This is a genomic window from Agrobacterium tumefaciens (genome assembly GCF_005221325.1).
In the GTDB taxonomy this organism is placed as follows: Bacteria; Pseudomonadota; Alphaproteobacteria; order Rhizobiales; family Rhizobiaceae; genus Agrobacterium.
Genome location: NZ_CP039891.1, coordinates 56,721 through 72,501, shown reverse-complemented (window position 1 = coordinate 72,501; position 15,781 = coordinate 56,721). Strand labels below are relative to the sequence as shown.

General features: G+C 58.9%; 18 protein-coding genes and 1 pseudogene. 12 read left to right on the top strand and 7 right to left on the bottom strand.

Features of this window, described 5'->3' with window-relative positions; translation table 11 throughout:
* Window positions 1–26: 26 nt before the first annotated feature.
* The 6 genes from traC (at window position 27) to CFBP5499_RS27950 (ending at window position 3,737) form a co-directional block, all read left to right on the top strand.
* Window positions 27–323, top strand: coding sequence for a conjugal transfer protein TraC (traC, locus tag CFBP5499_RS27975; protein WP_080830926.1), 297 nt, complete (start codon window positions 27–29; stop codon window positions 321–323).
* 4 nt (window positions 324–327) lie between these two features.
* Complete coding sequence (gene traD / locus CFBP5499_RS27970) at window positions 328–543, top strand: type IV conjugative transfer system coupling protein TraD (RefSeq protein ID WP_173989295.1); 216 nt, start codon at window positions 328–330, stop codon at window positions 541–543.
* Window positions 530–2,470 (top strand): Ti-type conjugative transfer system protein TraG, encoded by a 1,941-nt coding sequence (traG, locus tag CFBP5499_RS27965; protein WP_080830930.1) that lies wholly within the window; start codon window positions 530–532, stop codon window positions 2,468–2,470. Before traD ends, traG begins: the two co-directional genes overlap by 14 nt.
* Window positions 2,471–2,485: 15 nt before the next feature.
* Window positions 2,486–2,683: a hypothetical protein gene (locus CFBP5499_RS27960; protein ID WP_080830932.1), complete on the top strand. Its 198-nt coding sequence runs from the start codon at window positions 2,486–2,488 to the stop codon at window positions 2,681–2,683.
* The gene (locus tag CFBP5499_RS27955) at window positions 2,649–3,221 is read left to right on the top strand and encodes a WGR domain-containing protein (protein WP_332844070.1); all 573 of its coding nucleotides are present in this window, start codon (window positions 2,649–2,651) and stop codon (window positions 3,219–3,221) included. Before CFBP5499_RS27960 ends, CFBP5499_RS27955 begins: the two co-directional genes overlap by 35 nt.
* Window positions 3,222–3,326: 105 nt before the next feature.
* Window positions 3,327–3,737 carry a thermonuclease family protein gene (locus tag CFBP5499_RS27950; RefSeq protein WP_236773210.1) on the top strand — a complete coding sequence of 137 codons (411 nt, stop codon included), beginning with the start codon at window positions 3,327–3,329 and terminating at the stop codon, window positions 3,735–3,737.
* A 35-nt stretch (window positions 3,738–3,772) separates the two neighbouring features.
* Here CFBP5499_RS27950 and CFBP5499_RS30265 read toward each other — a convergent pair whose 3' ends face one another.
* The gene (locus CFBP5499_RS30265; RefSeq protein ID WP_173989297.1) at window positions 3,773–3,946 is read right to left on the bottom strand and encodes a hypothetical protein; all 174 of its coding nucleotides are present in this window, start codon (window positions 3,944–3,946) and stop codon (window positions 3,773–3,775) included.
* A 308-nt stretch (window positions 3,947–4,254) separates the two neighbouring features.
* Here CFBP5499_RS30265 and CFBP5499_RS27945 point away from each other — a divergent pair, with 308 nt between their 5' ends.
* Window positions 4,255–4,614 (top strand): type II toxin-antitoxin system RelE/ParE family toxin, encoded by a 360-nt coding sequence (locus CFBP5499_RS27945; RefSeq protein WP_080830936.1) that lies wholly within the window; start codon window positions 4,255–4,257, stop codon window positions 4,612–4,614.
* Window positions 4,611–4,937 (top strand): XRE family transcriptional regulator, encoded by a 327-nt coding sequence (locus CFBP5499_RS27940; RefSeq protein WP_080830938.1) that lies wholly within the window; start codon window positions 4,611–4,613, stop codon window positions 4,935–4,937. Before CFBP5499_RS27945 ends, CFBP5499_RS27940 begins: the two co-directional genes overlap by 4 nt.
* Window positions 4,938–5,011: 74 nt before the next feature.
* On the opposite strand, the gene CFBP5499_RS27935 is transcribed toward CFBP5499_RS27940, so the two are convergent.
* The gene (locus CFBP5499_RS27935; RefSeq protein ID WP_080830940.1) at window positions 5,012–5,461 is read right to left on the bottom strand and encodes an SMI1/KNR4 family protein; all 450 of its coding nucleotides are present in this window, start codon (window positions 5,459–5,461) and stop codon (window positions 5,012–5,014) included.
* A 29-nt stretch (window positions 5,462–5,490) separates the two neighbouring features.
* On the opposite strand from CFBP5499_RS27935, the gene CFBP5499_RS27930 reads away from it, so the two are divergent.
* Window positions 5,491–6,257, top strand: a protein-coding gene (locus CFBP5499_RS27930) for an IS5-like element IS427 family transposase (protein WP_130932629.1) whose coding sequence is annotated in 2 segments (ribosomal slippage) — window positions 5,491–5,803 and window positions 5,803–6,257 — 768 coding nt in all. Because the reading frame shifts where the segments join, the coding sequence is not laid out codon by codon here.
* 5 nt (window positions 6,258–6,262) lie between these two features.
* Here CFBP5499_RS27930 and CFBP5499_RS27925 read toward each other — a convergent pair.
* From CFBP5499_RS27925 to CFBP5499_RS27915, 3 genes are read right to left on the bottom strand one after another with little or no spacing between them, the layout of a single operon-like run.
* The gene (locus CFBP5499_RS27925; RefSeq protein WP_080830942.1) at window positions 6,263–9,520 is read right to left on the bottom strand and encodes an error-prone DNA polymerase; all 3,258 of its coding nucleotides are present in this window, start codon (window positions 9,518–9,520) and stop codon (window positions 6,263–6,265) included.
* On the bottom strand, window positions 9,517–11,028 hold the full coding sequence (locus CFBP5499_RS27920; RefSeq protein WP_173991053.1) for a Y-family DNA polymerase: 1,512 nt from the start codon (window positions 11,026–11,028) through the stop codon (window positions 9,517–9,519). The genes CFBP5499_RS27925 and CFBP5499_RS27920 overlap by 4 nt, the downstream gene beginning before the upstream one ends.
* Entirely contained in the window at window positions 10,949–11,647 is a 699-nt protein-coding gene (locus CFBP5499_RS27915) for an ImuA family protein (protein WP_371507061.1), read from the bottom strand. Before CFBP5499_RS27915 ends, CFBP5499_RS27920 begins: the two co-directional genes overlap by 80 nt.
* Window positions 11,648–12,235: 588 nt before the next feature.
* Between CFBP5499_RS27915 and CFBP5499_RS30260 the strand changes: the two genes are divergently transcribed.
* From CFBP5499_RS30260 to CFBP5499_RS27905, 3 genes are all read left to right on the top strand, one after another.
* Window positions 12,236–12,478, top strand: coding sequence for a hypothetical protein (locus tag CFBP5499_RS30260; protein WP_080830946.1), 243 nt, complete (start codon window positions 12,236–12,238; stop codon window positions 12,476–12,478).
* Between the two features lie 184 nt (window positions 12,479–12,662).
* Window positions 12,663–13,715: a non-homologous end-joining DNA ligase gene (gene ligD / locus CFBP5499_RS27910; RefSeq protein WP_080830947.1), complete on the top strand. Its 1,053-nt coding sequence runs from the start codon at window positions 12,663–12,665 to the stop codon at window positions 13,713–13,715.
* A 60-nt stretch (window positions 13,716–13,775) separates the two neighbouring features.
* A complete protein-coding gene (locus CFBP5499_RS27905) occupies window positions 13,776–14,549 on the top strand; it encodes an SOS response-associated peptidase family protein (protein WP_080830954.1) in 774 nt (257 codons plus the stop codon).
* A 27-nt stretch (window positions 14,550–14,576) separates the two neighbouring features.
* Here the strand turns inward: CFBP5499_RS27905 and xth are convergent.
* Window positions 14,577–15,361: pseudogene (xth, locus tag CFBP5499_RS27900) on the bottom strand (exodeoxyribonuclease III).
* A 3-nt stretch (window positions 15,362–15,364) separates the two neighbouring features.
* Window positions 15,365–15,541: a DUF3606 domain-containing protein gene (locus CFBP5499_RS27895; protein WP_080830956.1), complete on the bottom strand. Its 177-nt coding sequence runs from the start codon at window positions 15,539–15,541 to the stop codon at window positions 15,365–15,367.
* Window positions 15,542–15,781: the final 240 nt, after the last annotated feature.

Genomic DNA, 15,781 nt, shown 5'->3' with positions numbered 1-15,781 from the left:
GCCCAGAGTTCAGAGGAGCAACCGGAATGAAGAAACCGTCATCGAAGATCAGGGAAGAGATCGCAAGATTGCAGGACCAGCTGAAGCAGGCAGAGACGCGTGAGGCCGAGCGCATCGGCCGCATCGCGCTGAGGGCTGGTCTTGGCGACATCGAGATTGACGAGGCGGAGCTTCAGGCTGCCTTCGAGGACGTCGCCAAACGGTTTCGCGGAGGCAAAGGTATGGCGACCGGGAGAAAGAATGCCGGCGAGAGCAGAAGCGGCAGTGAGCCGTCCACGTCGCAGTCGCCTGGCGCGGATGCGGGCGGGGCTGGTGAGGCTTGAGCGGATGGCGAAATCAACGACGGCAGAGGCGCGTAAAAAGGACACGCGCGAAAAAATCGAACTCGGCGGCCTGATCGTCAAGGCGGGGCTGCGGTACGAGAAGCGTTCCTTGCTGCTCGGTCTGCTGATCGATGCCAGCGGGCGGATCAAGGGCGACGAGACGGAGAAAGCCCGACTGGCGGCGATCGGCGCGGAGGTCTTCGGCAATGACGGCGAATAGGCTGCTTCTGACAATCCTGCCCGCAGCAATCATGATCGCGGCGCTGGTCATGATGTCAGGCTTAGAACATCGGCTGGCAGCACTCGGAACATCAGCGCCGGCGAGGCTGGCACTGGGCCGCGCCGGGCTCGTCCTGCCCTACGTGGGCGCCGCCGCGATCGGCGTTGTTGCGCTGTTCGCCACCCATGGTTCGACGAATATCAAGGCCGCCGGTCTGAGCGTGCTGGCTGGAAGTGCTGTGGTCGTCATCATCGCTATGACACGCGAGGCCATTCGACTGGCCGCTATTGCCAGCGACGTCCCGGCCGGTCAATCGGTTCTCGCCTACGCCGACCCGGCAACCATGCTCGGCGCGGCCGTCGCCTTCATCGGAAGCGTCTTCGCTTTGCGGGTTGCGATAAAGGGGAATGCCGCCTTCGCAATGGCAGCCCCGAAGCGGATCGGCGGCAAACGCGCTGTCCACGGCGAGGCCGACTGGATGAAACTGCCCGAAGCCGCAAAGGTGTTTCCCGAAGCCGGCGGTATCGTCATCGGCGAACGTTACCGCGTCGATCGCGACAGCGTTGCCACTATGCCGTTCCGCTCCGATGAACCGCAAAGCTGGGGTGCCGGTGGCAAGTCGCCGCTGCTCTGCTTCGACGGCTCTTTCGGCTCGTCGCACGGGATCGTCTTTGCTGGCTCCGGCGGTTTCAAGACGACGTCGGTGACGATCCCGACCGCGCTCAAATGGGGCGGCGGCCTCGTCGTATTGGATCCGTCAAGCGAGGTCGCGCCGATGGTGATCGAACATCGGCGCAAGGCCGGCCGCAAGGTGATCGTGCTTGATCCAACCGCGTCTGGTGTCGGCTTGAATGCGCTCGACTGGATCGGTCGTCACGGCAATACCAAGGAAGAAGATATCGTCGCCGTCGCCACGTGGATCATGACCGACAATGCCCACACGGCATCTGCCCGCGACGACTTCTTCAGGGCCTCGGCGATGCAGCTCCTGACGGCTTTGATCGCCGACGTCTGCCTGTCCGGCCACACCGATGAAAAGGAGCAGACTTTGCGCCAGGTTCGCGCCAATCTGTCCGAACCCGAGCCGAAGCTTCGAGCACGTTTGACGAAGATCTATGAAGGGTCGGATTCGGATTTCGTGAAGGAGAATGTCTCCGTCTTCGTCAACATGACGCCGGAGACGTTTTCCGGGGTTTATGCCAATGCAGTCAAGGAAACGCACTGGCTGTCCTACCGGAACTATGCCGGACTGGTGTCCGGCGACAGTTTCTCGACTGACGATCTCGCAAACGGCGAGACCGATATCTTCATCGCGCTCGATCTGAAAGTGCTGGAAGCCCATCCCGGATTTGCGCGCGTCGTCATCGGCTCGCTGCTCAACGCGATCTATAACCGCAACGGCGACGTGAAGGGTCGGACCCTCTTCCTGCTCGACGAGGTCGCAAGGCTCGGCTATCTGCGCATCCTCGAAACTGCTCGAGACGCAGGCCGCAAATACGGCATCACGCTGACAATGATCTTCCAGTCGCTTGGCCAAATGCGCGAGGCTTATGGCGGGCGTGATGCAACGAGCAAGTGGTTCGAATCCGCATCGTGGATTTCGTTTGCGGCGATCAACGATCCCGACACCGCTGATTACATTTCCAAGCGCTGCGGCGACACCACGGTCGAGGTGGACCAAACCAACCGTTCAACCGGAATGAAAGGATCGTCGCGCTCGCGATCAAAGCAGCTTAACCGCCGGCCGTTGATCCTTCCGCATGAGGTTCTGCGCATGCGCGCCGACGAGCAGATCGTCTTCACGGCAGGCAATGCACCGCTTCGATGCGGGCGGGCCGTCTGGTTCCGGCGCGAGGACATGAAGGCCTGTGTCGGAGAGAACCGGTTTCACAAGAACTCTTCCGGCACTGACAGTCCGGGGCGATAGATTGAGTATCGGACGATGAGATATTGGGAAGCATGCGAAGCACAGGTGACAGTGGCCGAGGCGATCGATGAATGCCGCAAGCACGGCATCACGGCGGTGGTACGCGAAGCCGACGGCGCGTTGATCGACGAAGACAGTGGAGAAGTCATTGGTCTTCCCGACGGCTACGGAGAGTTCTATGGCGGTGATGTTCTCGGCTTCCTCGGATATTGATCGACGTTTGTTTGCACTGATGGCGCCTGGCGTTCGCGGGAAGATCGTGACCCGGATGGGCGAAGACCTCTGGGCTTCGTTCGCCCCGGCGAATAGAACTGAACGCCGCAGGCGGACCGCCCAGAAATTTCCGGGTTCGAACTTCACAAAAATGAATCGGTCAGAGGCAATCGATTCATATCTCTCGTTGGACGAAAACTGGCGACCCAGCGATTATGCTGCCATGCTCATTCAACCCTATCAGCTTTACGTCGAACGCACGGACGACGCCCGCAACATGGCCCGCTTCTATGCCATGACGATAGAGGCCAATCTGTTCGGCGAGGTCTGCCTGACACGCCGCTGGGGCCGGATCGGAGCGCAGGGGCAGATGAAGGTCCAGCATTTTGCCAGTGAGCGAGACGCTGTAGCCACCTTCCTCGATCTTCTCCGCCGCAAACGAAGCCGCGGATATCGGGTCACCCTTCGGCAGCCCATTATTGAAGATCGGCAATCTCGCGCGGAACACTGGCCAAGATTCACACATCGACCACGATGAAACTGGAGCATTCGACGTTTGGGATATTCACTTAGTCTCCGGCTTTTCTTCCGGAAAAAGAGAAGGCAGCGCGACCTCACCGTGCCTGCCATGGTACTCGGCGTTATGAGCACCATCGCGCTCACGACCAGTGCTACGTCGATGACACTGGCCGCAGCGAACATGCCTTCGCTAAAGTTTGAAAAATGCACCGATGGCCATCGGATCACTTGCGTCATCGATGGTGATACGCTGTGGATTGATGGCATGAAGATCCGGGTCGCCGACATAGACGCACCCGAGATCAGCGAGCCCAGATGCGCCTCGGAGCTTGCTCTGGGTAATCGCGCCACCGAGCGATTAATCGAACTGGTGAACCAGGGTCCTTTCGAAATGCGAGCATGGCCGGGTCATGACAAGGATCGCTATGGTCGGGCGCTGCGGGTTCTCGTGCGAGATGGCCATAGCCTCGGTGACATCCTGGTCTCGGAAGGACTGGCCCGGACTTGGACAGGTCGTCGCGAGCCCTGGTGCTAGACGGCTCGGCCGGTTAAGGCCGAGCCCGTGGGCGCTCACTCGCGCCGTTCCCATTCGGTCTCAATGTTGAATTCGACATCGGCGAAGAAAGGGATCTTGATGGCGATCTTCAAACCGAGTTTGCCCTTGCGGAAGAGGTGACTGACGACCTTGCCAAGGGTGCGAAGACGGCGGCCGGTGGCGCTGAGGAATTTTGCGAGCTGTTGCATCCTGGATCTCCTGTTGATTGCGTTTCATTGCGGGGTTGAAGAGCGAACCGGAAAGGAGGACTGCACCCATAACTGCTGGAGACGGCTCGCATGCAGCGTGAAGCGGATTATTCCGGACGGTTGCGGAAGCCGCATCGAGGTCCGACGTCGTTCTCACGCAGGCACCAGATCACAAATTCGATGGAACGATCGTGGTGGGCGCCAACAGCTCAGCGCCATCTCCACTTGTCAACCTCGAGGGGGCGAGTTATTCCGTCTGTGGAATATCGCTTGAAATATTCCACAAATGGAATACATTTGGAGCACCGATGAGTTGGAGCGTTGAATATACCGATGAGTTTGGTGAGTGGTACACGACGCTGATCGAGGCCGTTCAGGACGATATCGTAAGGGTAGTCGGGCTTCTAGAAGCCAAAGGACCGCAACTTCCCTTCCCTTACTCATCCGGCATCGAAGGTTCAAAGCACGAACATATGCGGGAACTGCGGATTCAAAGCGGCGGCGAACCCTACCGGGTATTCTACGCTTTCGATCCGCGTCGCACTGCTATTTTGCTTGTCGGTGGAAATAAAACCGGCGACGACCGCTTTTATGAAATCATGATTCCGGTCGCTGATCGACTATATGACAATTACCTGATCGAGATCGGGAAGGAAGGGTTGATATGACTGGACATCGCTCCTTTAACGACTTGCGCAACAGAATGTCGCCAGAACGCCGTGCCCGCAACGATGAAGCGACCAAGGCAATTCTTGAAGACATGGCGCTACACGAGCTGCGCGTGGCCCGTGAAAAAACTCAGCAGGATGTGGCACGCGCACTCCATGTGAAGCAGCCGGCTGTCGCAAAGCTGGAGCAGCGCGCCGATATTTATGTCAGCAATCTGCGACGCTATATCGAAGCATTAGGTGGCACGTTGGAGATTACGGCGAGGTTTCCCGACGCCTCGGTCAACATCAAGAATTTCAGTGAATTGGCCACTGAGAAGTAACATCGCTTTGAACCAATATAGAGCCTCCGACTGTACGTTTACCTAGGCCGTGAACCCATAAACGCGGTGCCGGATTACTGATTGTCTCGACCGATCAAATCCAGCGCTACATCGAAGGATGGCGCTATCGGTCTTAGGCTCTCTTCCAGGTCGACGTTGGTCATGTCGAATGCGACGAGGGGATATGGCGCATTTTCCCGCAAGTCGAATGCCACGGCTTCGCCGCTACCGTTGCCGCCGATCACGAACAAACCCCGGAAAAACTCTCGGAAAGTCCCGTCCCGTTCAATCTGAGCAGCTTCCTCGGCGGGATAGAGTTGGAACCAAAGCGGCTGAACCGCTAGCGGTCCTTCCCCGCCATTGCTGAAAGTCAGCAATGCGTAATAACTCTCAGGAAGATCGACCGGAGCCAGCGATTTGAGCGAGGCGATTGCGTCTGCGGAGGCTCCATCGACCTTATGCCATTCTCGATTTTGCAGCACGCGGCCTCCACTTTCGCTTTCCTGAATGATGACGGCTTCCATTACAGATCAAAAGCTGATTCAGCACCAGCATGAGCCGATATGACTTGACCGATTTTGAATGGCGCGTGATTGAGCCACTTTTACCCAACAAGCCAAGAGGGGTGCCGCGCGTCGATGACCGTCGCGTGCTGAATGGAATCTTCTGGGTGCTACGATCCGGTGCGCCGTGGCGCGACCTGCCCGAACGCTATGGTCCGCGAACCACCTGCTACAACCGATTCATACGATGGCGGAAAGCAGGCGTCTGGGACCGAATGATGGACGCCATCACCGCTGCCCATGATGGCGACATCCAGATGATCGACAGCACTTCCGTTCGCGCCCACCAGCAGGCTGCGACGGCAAAAAGGGGGATCGAGATCATTGTCTCGGCCGTTCCCGAGGCGGGCTCACGACCAAAATCCACGCGGTCGTCGATGGGCAAGGTCTCCCGATCAGGCTGAGCCTAACCGCTGGGCAAAGCCACGACGGGCAAGCGGCTGACGGTCTGCTTGACCATGTGGGTGCCGGAACCATCGTGCTCGCTGACAAGGCCTATGATGCCGATCGCATCCGGGCGTCTCTCCGCGAGAAGGGGGCGTTCGCCAATATTCCGCCCAAGGCAAACCGTAGGTCAAAACCGTACTTCAGCTCATGGCTATATCGCGAACGGAACCTGATCGAGCGGTTCTTCTCCAAGCTGAAGCACTTTCGTCGGGTCGCTACCCGCTACGATAAGCTGGCGGAAAACTTCCTCGCCATGGTCCAGTTGGCGTCAATGCGCCTGTGGCTGCGGGCTTATGAGTCTACGGCCTAGATCGCTCATTGAAAATTCCGGGCCTTCACCTTCAGCGTATCGATATGAAGATCGGGCGTGAACATGTCCCGCGGGACGACCGGCTTTGGCCGATCGCGTGAATCCGGCCCGCCGCCTCCGTGGGCAAACTCATCGCCGCGACCAGCCGGCAGCCTGAACTCCGTATCTCGATCGGCAAGGCCAACCAGATCGCCTGAGAGATCGAAGAGTTGCTGGGCGACGAGATGGACGACCTCCCCTTCCCGCTGAATTCGCCCGTTGATCGCCATCATCGAAGATCCCAGCACGATGCGCCTGCGCTTCTCGAAAAGAGTGGGCCAGACAACGACGTTGGCCGGTCCAGTCTCGTCCTCGATGGTGATAAACATCACACCCTTGGCAGATCCCGGCTTTTGCCGCACCAGCACGAGTCCAGCGGTGTAAACCCATCGGCCATCCCGGGCATTCATCGCCTCGGCACAGGTGATGATATTGCGTGACGAGAGGTCTTCGCGGAGAAAGGCGACCGGATGCTGGCGCAAAGTCAGCCCGATGTGGCTGTAGTCCTCGATGACGTTGTGGCCGTCCGTCATCTGCCGAAGCGCGACCTCCGGCTCCCGCTGCTCAGCAATCGCTGTCGCCTCGCGTTCGGCTGCAGCTGCAAACAACGGCAAGGGTTCGTCGCGCAGCGCCTTGATCGCCCAGAGCGCATCGCGTCGTTCGAGTTTGAGCGATGGCAGGAAGGCATCGGCCTCTGCCAGTTGGACAAGCGCTTCGGTTGGAACACTGGATCGGCGCCACATATCATCGACTGAGGCGAACGGGTTGTTCATGCGAGCTGCAACGATCCGCGCCGCCTCCGCGACCGCCAGTCCCCTCACTTGCCGGAAACCGAGCCGAACAGCATGTCGATCGGTGCTGCCGATCCTTTCCAGCGTGCAGTCCCATCGCGAGCGGTTGACGCAAACCGGCCTCACCTCAACGCCATGCTTGATCGCGTCCCCGACGATCTGGGCCGGAGCATAAAAGCCCATTGGCTGGCTGTTGAGAAGGGCTGCACAAAAGACGTTGGCGTAATGGCACTTGATGTAGTTCGACGCGTAGGCAATCAACGCAAATGAGGCCGCATGACTTTCCGGAAAGCCGTAGGAGCCGAAGCCTTCTAGCTGCGAAAAGGTCTTTTCGGCGAACTCGGGCGAATATCCGTTTTTGACCATGCCGGACACCAGCTTGTCCTTGAAGCGCGAGACACCGCCAGTGAACTTGAAGGTCGCCATGGATTTGCGCAGCTGGTCGGCCTCGCCACCGGTAAAGCCGGCACAGACCATGGCAACACGCATGGCGCTTTCCTGAAACAGCGGCACGCCGAGCGTCTTGCCGAGGACTGCTTCAAGCTCTGGTGTGGGATATTCGACAGGCTCCTTGCCTTCGCGCCGACGAAGATAGGGATGCACCATGTCACCCTGGATTGGGCCCGGCCGCACGATCGCCACCTGCACGACGAGATCATAGAACGTGCGCGGCTTCAACCGCGGCAGCATCGCCATTTGCGCGCGGCTTTCGATCTGGAAGGTGCCGAGCGTGTCAGCCTTGCGGATCATCGCATAGGTCGCGGCATCCTCCTGGCGGATCTTCGACAGATCAAGATCATCGTCCTTGTGTTCGCGGATGAGATCAAAGGCTTTGGCCATGCAGGTCAGCATGCCGAGTGCCAGCACATCGACCTTCATGAACTTCAGCGCCTCGACGTCGTCCTTGTCCCATTCGATGATCTGCCGGTCTTTCATCGTGGCGGGTTCGATCGGCACGAGATCATCGAGCCGGTCATGGGTGAGGACAAAGCCACCGGGGTGCTGTCCGAGATGGCGCGGTGCGCCCATCAGCTGCTGCGCGAGTTTCAGGGTGAGCGCCAGACGCCGGTCATCGGGGTTCAGATTGAGCTCCCTGATGTTTCGGTCGGGAACTTCTTCCGACCAGGACCACATGCCTGATGACAGCGCCTTGATGACATCTTCAGGCAGGCCGAGCGCCTTGCCGACATCGCGGATTGCGCCCTTGGCCCGGTAGCGGGTGACGGTCGCGCAGAGTGCCGCCTTATCCTTGGTATAGGTCTTGTAGATCCACTGGATGACCTCCTCGCGCCGTTCATGCTCGAAGTCGACATCGATATCCGGCGGCTCGTCGCGCTCCTGGCTGACGAAACGCTCGAAGAGGAGATCATTGGTCGAGGGGTCGATCGATGTGATGCCGAGAATATAGCAGACAGCGCTGTTGGCAGCGGACCCCCTGCCCTGACAGAGAATGCCCTGGCTTCTGGCAAAGCGCACGATCGAAAACACGGTCAGGAAGTAGGGCGCATATTTCATGGTGCGAACGAGATCGAGCTCGTGCCGGACGGTCTTCAGAACATCCGGTGGCAAGCCCTCCGGATAACGTTCGGGCGCACATTCCCAGACATAATGTTCCAGCGAGGCTTGGGCATTCTTGCCCGGCACGATCGCTTCCTCGGGATATTGGTAGGTCAGTTCCTCGAGCGAAAACTTGCACCGCCGAACGATCTCCATCGTCCGTGCAAGCGCCTCACGGTACCGGGGAAACAGACGCTCCATTTCCTCGGGCGGCTTCAGGTAACGATCTGCGTGCCTTTCGCGCTCGAAGCCGACATCGTCGATCGTGGTGTTGTGCCTGATGCAGGTGACGATGTCCTGCAATTGCCGCCGGCCCGGCTCATGAAACAGCACGTCATTGGTGACGACGGTCTTCACCTTGAACCGCGCCGCCGTGTTGGAAATCTCGTGCAGGCGCAACTGGTCGTTCGGTCGCCGACGCAGACAGAGAGACACGTAAGCGCGATCACCAAACAGCTCAGCCATTTTTCGAAGCTGCACAGCACAGGTGGCATCCGGCAGATCCGGCACCAGAATGCCGATCATGTCTTCCGAGTAGGCGATAACGTCATCCCAGTGAAGGATGCAGTTGTTCTTGCCGCCGCGCGACTTGCCGAGCGTGATCAAACGGGTCAGCCGGGAATAGGCAGATCGATCCATTGGATAGACGAGCATCGACATGCCGTCGGCGAGATCGAGACGACAGCCGACGACGAGGCGGAGACCTGTCGCGCGGGATGCTTCAAGGGCGCGAACAATCCCGGCCAGCGAATTGCGATCGACGACGCCGAGCGCCTGGATGCCCGAGGCTTTGGCTGTCTCGAACAACTCCTGTGCAGAGGACGCGCCGCGCAAAAAGGAAAAATGTGTCGTGACCTGAAGCTCGGCGTAGCTCATGCGAAAATCCCGTGACAGAACCAGCGGTGGGAACCAGTCTCAGGATCGACACCGTCGCCGGAGCGGAACACCCACAGGCGTTCACCTGCCTCGTCCTCGATGACAAAGTAGTCGCGCACAGCGTCCATCTCGGCGTCGCGCTGCCACCACTCGCCAAAAATGCGCTCCGGCCCATCGGCAAGTTTGACCTTCCGGCGTCTGCCGCGCCAGACAATGGAGACCGGCGGCCGGTCCGGCATCAGCGCAATCGCCTCGATCAGTTCCGGACGTGGCAAAAGACGCACCGGGCGGCGCCAATGGCTGACCCAGGCAACAGCAATCGGCTCAGCAACGGGGCTGATGCGCTGGACAGCGCGTTCGGGCACATCGGAAGCAACCGGTCCGACGCGATAAACTCGCTGCCCCCGGTTTCCATAGATGTCGATCAGCGGCGTCACATCGGTGATGTCATCCTCGACCAGAGCAGAGACTTTCTGCGCCTCCTCCAATGGCTCTACCATGACGGCGACGAGGGTGAGCCTCTCGATCCCGAAACCCGGCTCGATCTTTTCGGTCCGGTCCCGAAACAGTTTCGTCAGCCAGGCGATATCGCGGGCCGGCTTGGCGGTGCCTGCGCGAATGGCCTGTCTGGTACCGTCGACCTTCTCGACGATCAGGTCGGCGCGGCGCACGCCAAGCCCGCGCTTCCGGAGCTCATCAACTAGCTGAACAACAAGGCGGCCGACATATTTGTTGATTGTCTCGGCGGCCCCGATCGGTTCAGCAAAGGCTTTGGAGACCTCAATCAGCTCAGGCGTGCGGATTGGCTGAATTGGCTCGGAGGCACGACAGAACATCTGGTCGAGACGGCGACCGACCTCCGGGCCGAAGCGGAGCGTCAGCGGTGCGCGCGGCGTGTTGGCGAGCTCTCCGATCGTCTGGAAGCCAAGGTTTCGCAGGTCAGAGACAATCTTTGCCGGCAGGCGCAGGAGCGAGATCGGCAGTCTTTCGACGAAGCGCACCGTCTCGCCGGGCGGAACGACGATCGTCGCGCGGTTGATCGCGCGGGCGCAAGCATGGGCCGTACCCCAGCTGTCGGCGACAGCCACACGGGCACTCAGCTTCCTTGCCAGGAATTGGTTGGCGATCTTCGTGACCATAGGCAGCTCTCCGCCCTGCAGATGGTCGGCACCTTCGGTGTCCATGACGATGCCGTCGATCCCATCGACAGCAACGATGGGTGAATAGATTGTCAGCGCCCAGAGCGCGATGCGTTCGAGTGCAGCCCGGTCGGCTTCGGCATCTGCGTCCACCAGCATCAGGCCACGAAACAGCGACTGCGCCTTCGCCGCCGCCATGCCGACATGCACGCCTGCTTTTCGCGCGCTTGCGTCTGCAGCCGATACCCATCGCTTAGATCCGCTTCTGGCGATCACGGCGATTGGCCGTTCAGGCGGAATAGACGGATCGGCGCGCCGTATTCGATCTGTCGGCAGATCCGGAAGATAAATGGATACGACCCTTGTCATCACACGCTCTCACGAGAAACTCAGCACACTCACCCGCTTTCACGCGCATTAATTCCAGAAACCACTGAGGCCTGCCCACCCCCGGGACCGGCAGCTCTTCCGATGGCATCACGCTGACCCGCCATCTGGTTGTTGACGCCGTCGGCTGGCCAAAATCATTCGCCTCTGTCTGCCGTCGCCATCGCCGGACCGCCAGAGCCATCGTCCCGGTTCGCTCGGCGGCAAGTTGCAATCGGCGGGAACTGACCATCGGCAGGCGGACAAGTTCGCCGACGACCGCCCCGAGACCGCCGAACGAGAGCCCCTCCTCCATATTGGCCAGAACATCCTCTTCCCTGTCGGACTCGACGAAGATGACGCGGTCGGGATGTAGACCGACCTGGGCAAGCGCCGGAAAAAACAGATCAGGTCTCGTCAGACACCAGATGACGGGGCCTCTGGTCCTGGCGGCAATGCCGGCAACAAAAAGCGCGGCTGCTGCACCATCGACTGTACCGGATCCTCCGCCCGCAAACTCATGCAGGGCTCCATAGGCAAGACCCCCGCCAGGCAAGGCCGCATCGATCTCGGGAACACCGAAGGCGAGCGTTCCGACCCGCTTCGCGGCTGCGCCCTCCATCGAGGCGATGCGGTCACGCAAGTCACAGATCACATCGGAGACCCCCTTGGGATGGGCAGCAGTCATCGTTCACGGCTCCCTTCAAGGTCGTGTTCAAAGGATCGACATCATGTCGTACGGGTTATTTGTTCATTGTTTGTTCTGATGAGGCGAAAGAGTCAAGCACCACAAAGTTGAGGAATATTATCCCAGTATTAGCAAAACCGAAGATTCGAAAAGGATTCAAAGACGTAAGGCCAACGAGAATTTTTGCGGTGCTTCCGTCTCGTCGGACTCCAAATAGAGAATCGGGCGGATAGACGGGTCACGTCACAATGTTTCTTAAAGTTTTTGTCCGGAGCTCTCGGCATGGCAAAGCCGCTCCTTCTTGATACCGAAGCCCCATCTGTTTAAAGCCGCGTCGCTGTGGTTGACTACATCAATCGCTGTCCGCAGCGGGCCACCGGTACGTGAGTTTTTAGTCTTGAGGCGTATGAACCTCGGACATATTGGCGGATCCACAAGCTCCGCGGCATGAAGCGGGATGGCAACATTGACCTGTGAGATCTTTTCCCTAGAATCCCGCGCAGATCTTCTTGAGGTGATACGTTGCAAAAGCTCGAACTTGTTTTTGTTATTGGTGGTTTTGTGGCTTTGGGGACATGGCTTTATTCGAGCGAGTATCGAGCGTATGGCGCCCTCGCGATGATTTGCTTTCTGGGAATCGCTTCGATCTATCTTCTCTTGACGTCAAAGGAGAGAGTTTACCGGTTGTTTGCATGTATATCACTGACGGTGATTTCCGCTGCAATCGGAATAGCGTTGTTGCGAATGTCGGGGCTGACCGGCTAATGCGGCGGCATCGATCAAACGATCCTCGACGACAACACCGGGCCACGGAACAGCGATTGCGGTTTGGCAGCCGGCATGCCAACGTGACGCAGACCTGCGGGCGCTCGCATCTGTGGACGATGGACAGCGGGGACAGTCGTGCGGCGTCACAATCTTCTTAATTTTTTCGTGCTGAACTCTTTGGATGACGAAGCCACCGAGATCAAAGCCGCTCCTTCGTGATATCGAAGCCCCGCTCCGCTCAAAGCCGCGTCGGAAGCGCAATCCCGCGGAGCCACAGCTTCTGTTCGACCCGATGCCCGATCGCGTGGAGCCGTCGCTCGCTGAACTAAAGGCGCATCCGCCCAAAGGTGACCAGTGGAGCTGGGAGCTGAAATGGGATGGCTACCGGCTGGCGGTCCATATCGAGCCGCAAGGCGTCCGCATCCTCACTCGCGGCGGCCATGACTGGACGCATCGGTTTCCTGATATCGCAGAGGCCGCCTGGGCACTGGGGCCGGCGACGATGATCATCGATGGCGAGGCGGTGGTGCTTGACGAAGAGGGGCGGCCGGATTTCGGGCTGCTGCAGCAGTCGCTGGGTGCTTCCGGCAAGGCGGCTGGTAACCGTGCTTCGGACGCCATCCTCTATGCATTCGACCTCATTTATCTCGACGGCCATGATTTGCGGAATGTCGAATATCGGTCGCGCCGGCATCTTCTTGAAGACACGCTCGATGGAAAGGACGGCGCAATCCGCCTTTCTGAAACGCTCGACGCGGATCCCAATATCCTGCTTGAGAACGTCTGCCGCCTCGGTCTGGAAGGCATCGTCGGCAAGCATCTCGATCAGCCTTATCGCTCCGGTCGGACCGGCGACTGGGTGAAGGTCAAATGCGTGCAGAGCGAAGCGTTCTTGATCGTCGGCTATGAGCCGTCCACGGCTTCACCAGGCGGGTTTGGCTCTCTCGTGCTCGCCGCCTATCGTAGTCACGATCTCGTTCACGTCGGAAATGTCGGAACGGGCTTCAAGGAAGCCGAGATGATCAGGCTGCGCAAGATGCTGGACAAGCTGCGCTGGAAGCGAAAACAATCACCTGTATCCTATGCCGGAAAAGCGGACATTGTTTGGGTCGAGCCGACCTTGATTGCCGAGATCGAGTTTCGGGCCTGGACGGCAGAGGGCAAACTGCGTCATCCATCCTACAAGGGCTTGCGGGAACGGCAAGATAATGCCGACGTTTACAAGCTCTACTAGCGAGCGGGCGGAACTTACCGGGACAAACTGCATTCGGTCGCAACGGAGGGGATTGCTGCCATGTGTAATCTTTATCGGATGGAAGACAAGGATTGGGTCGCGAAATGGGCCCAGGATGCCGAAAGCCTAATCAACCTGATGCCGGTCTATCAGATGAACCCCGATCAGATAGGGCCGATCGTCCGCAACACGGCTGACGGCAAGAAGCAGCTGGTGCATGCTCGATGGGGTCTGCCCTCCCCTCGTTTCGCACTCGAGAAGGGCGCCAAGGCCAAGGCCGAGAAACTCGCGGCCAAGGGCAAGCCCTTCGATCTTGAGGAACTTATCCGCATGGAGCCTGACCGCGGCACAACCAATGTCCGAAACCTCAATCTTCCGCATTGGAAACGGTGGTTCGGTATCGAACACAGATGTCTCGTCCCTGTCACAAGCTTCGCCGAGCCGGATCCGGCGAGCAAACAGGAAGGTGGCAATGTGCCGAATGCCTGGTTCGCTCGCGACGAGGCAAAACCGCTGATGTTCTTCGCCGGCATCCATGTGCCGCAGTGGAAAAGCGTCCGAAAAGTCCGGGACGGCCTCACGACGGACGATCTCTACGGTTTTCTGACTACCGACGCCAACGGTCTCGTGAAACCGATCCATGAAAAGGCCATGCCGGTGCTGCTGCGGACGAAGGAAGAAACTGAGATCTGGATGCGGGCGCCATGGGAGGAGGCAAAGAACCTTGCTCGACCGCTGCCGAATGATGCTTTGATCATTCTGGGGCGTGAACCTTATGGATCATCGATCGTGTCGAAATCCGGCGAGCCCGTGGAGCAAGCCAGTCTGCTGTAACCCGCTTGTCGTTTCGGCCGGCTTCGTTCACTTCGCCTTTCGCTTCTTGAGCGGTACGTCGGCCAATTCGATCCAGACCGGGGCATAGTCGCTTGTGTGCTCCCACCCGCGCACATGCCTGTCTACCTCTGCCTTCGACAGCCGTGCTGCTGCTTGGGAACTTTGCAAGAAATGGTTGATCCGCAATCCCGCATCGCGTGCGTAAGCGTTTCGGAAATAGTCCCAGAACGTGTAGATGCGTGCGTCTGGATGCAGGTGGCGCAGAGCATCCGTCCAACCTTGGTCGACAAGGTTCCTATAGGCTTCTCGGACTTCCACGCGGAACAACGCGTCTTTCATCCAGCGTTCCGGCTTGTAAACGTCCAATTCCGTCGGCATGACATTGTAGTCGCCGGCGAGCACGACCGGAACTTCCAGTTCGAGCAACTCGGCCGCATAGTCATGCAGCCTCTTGAACCAGCGAAGTTTGTAATCGAATTTCGGGCCTGGGTACGGATTGCTGTTCGGGAGATAGAGCCCGCCGATGACGATGCCGTCGACGATGGCCTCGATGTAGCGGCTATGCTCATCTTCAGGTTCGCCGGGCAGACCTTTTCTCGTGAGGTGAGGCTCCCGCCCCTTGGCAAGGATCGCCACGCCGTTCCATGACTTCTGGCCCTGCCACACAGCCCCGTAGCCGGCAGCCATCGAGCGCCGTGATAGCGCCTTCAGTTCCTGCAGGCAGACGACGTCGGGCCGGCCTCCTCGAGCCATCGCAGAAGAAGGTCGAGCTGACCGTTGACGCCATTGACGTTATAGGTGGCGAGCTTCACGGCTCAGTGTCGGCCGATTTCCTGCTCGACCTTCTTGCGAGAATTTCCAGCGCTCTTTACGGCTTTCTTGACCGTGTCCTTGGAGACATCTTCCTTCTTCGCCTCGTAGCGGACTTCATGATCCTGAACGCCTGCGACTTTGGCTCGATCCTGCGCTCTGCCTCGGGATATGGTTGCCATCGAAGTCTCCTACGGTTTGATTTCGGTCACCAGAAAACGAGCGCCGATTCAAGAAGTTCCGACCGCCTTCGGCAAGTATATGAGTGGCGGCACCTGCCTATGCATGTTTGGGCGGCCACCATACGTTGACGCCAGCGCGAAGGGTCATCTGTCCAACCGCTCAGACCGTTCGTCAAAAACACCTTTTTAAGGGCAGCAGAATAAACAGAAATACATCTAAAAGCTGTACAAGCCTAAAAA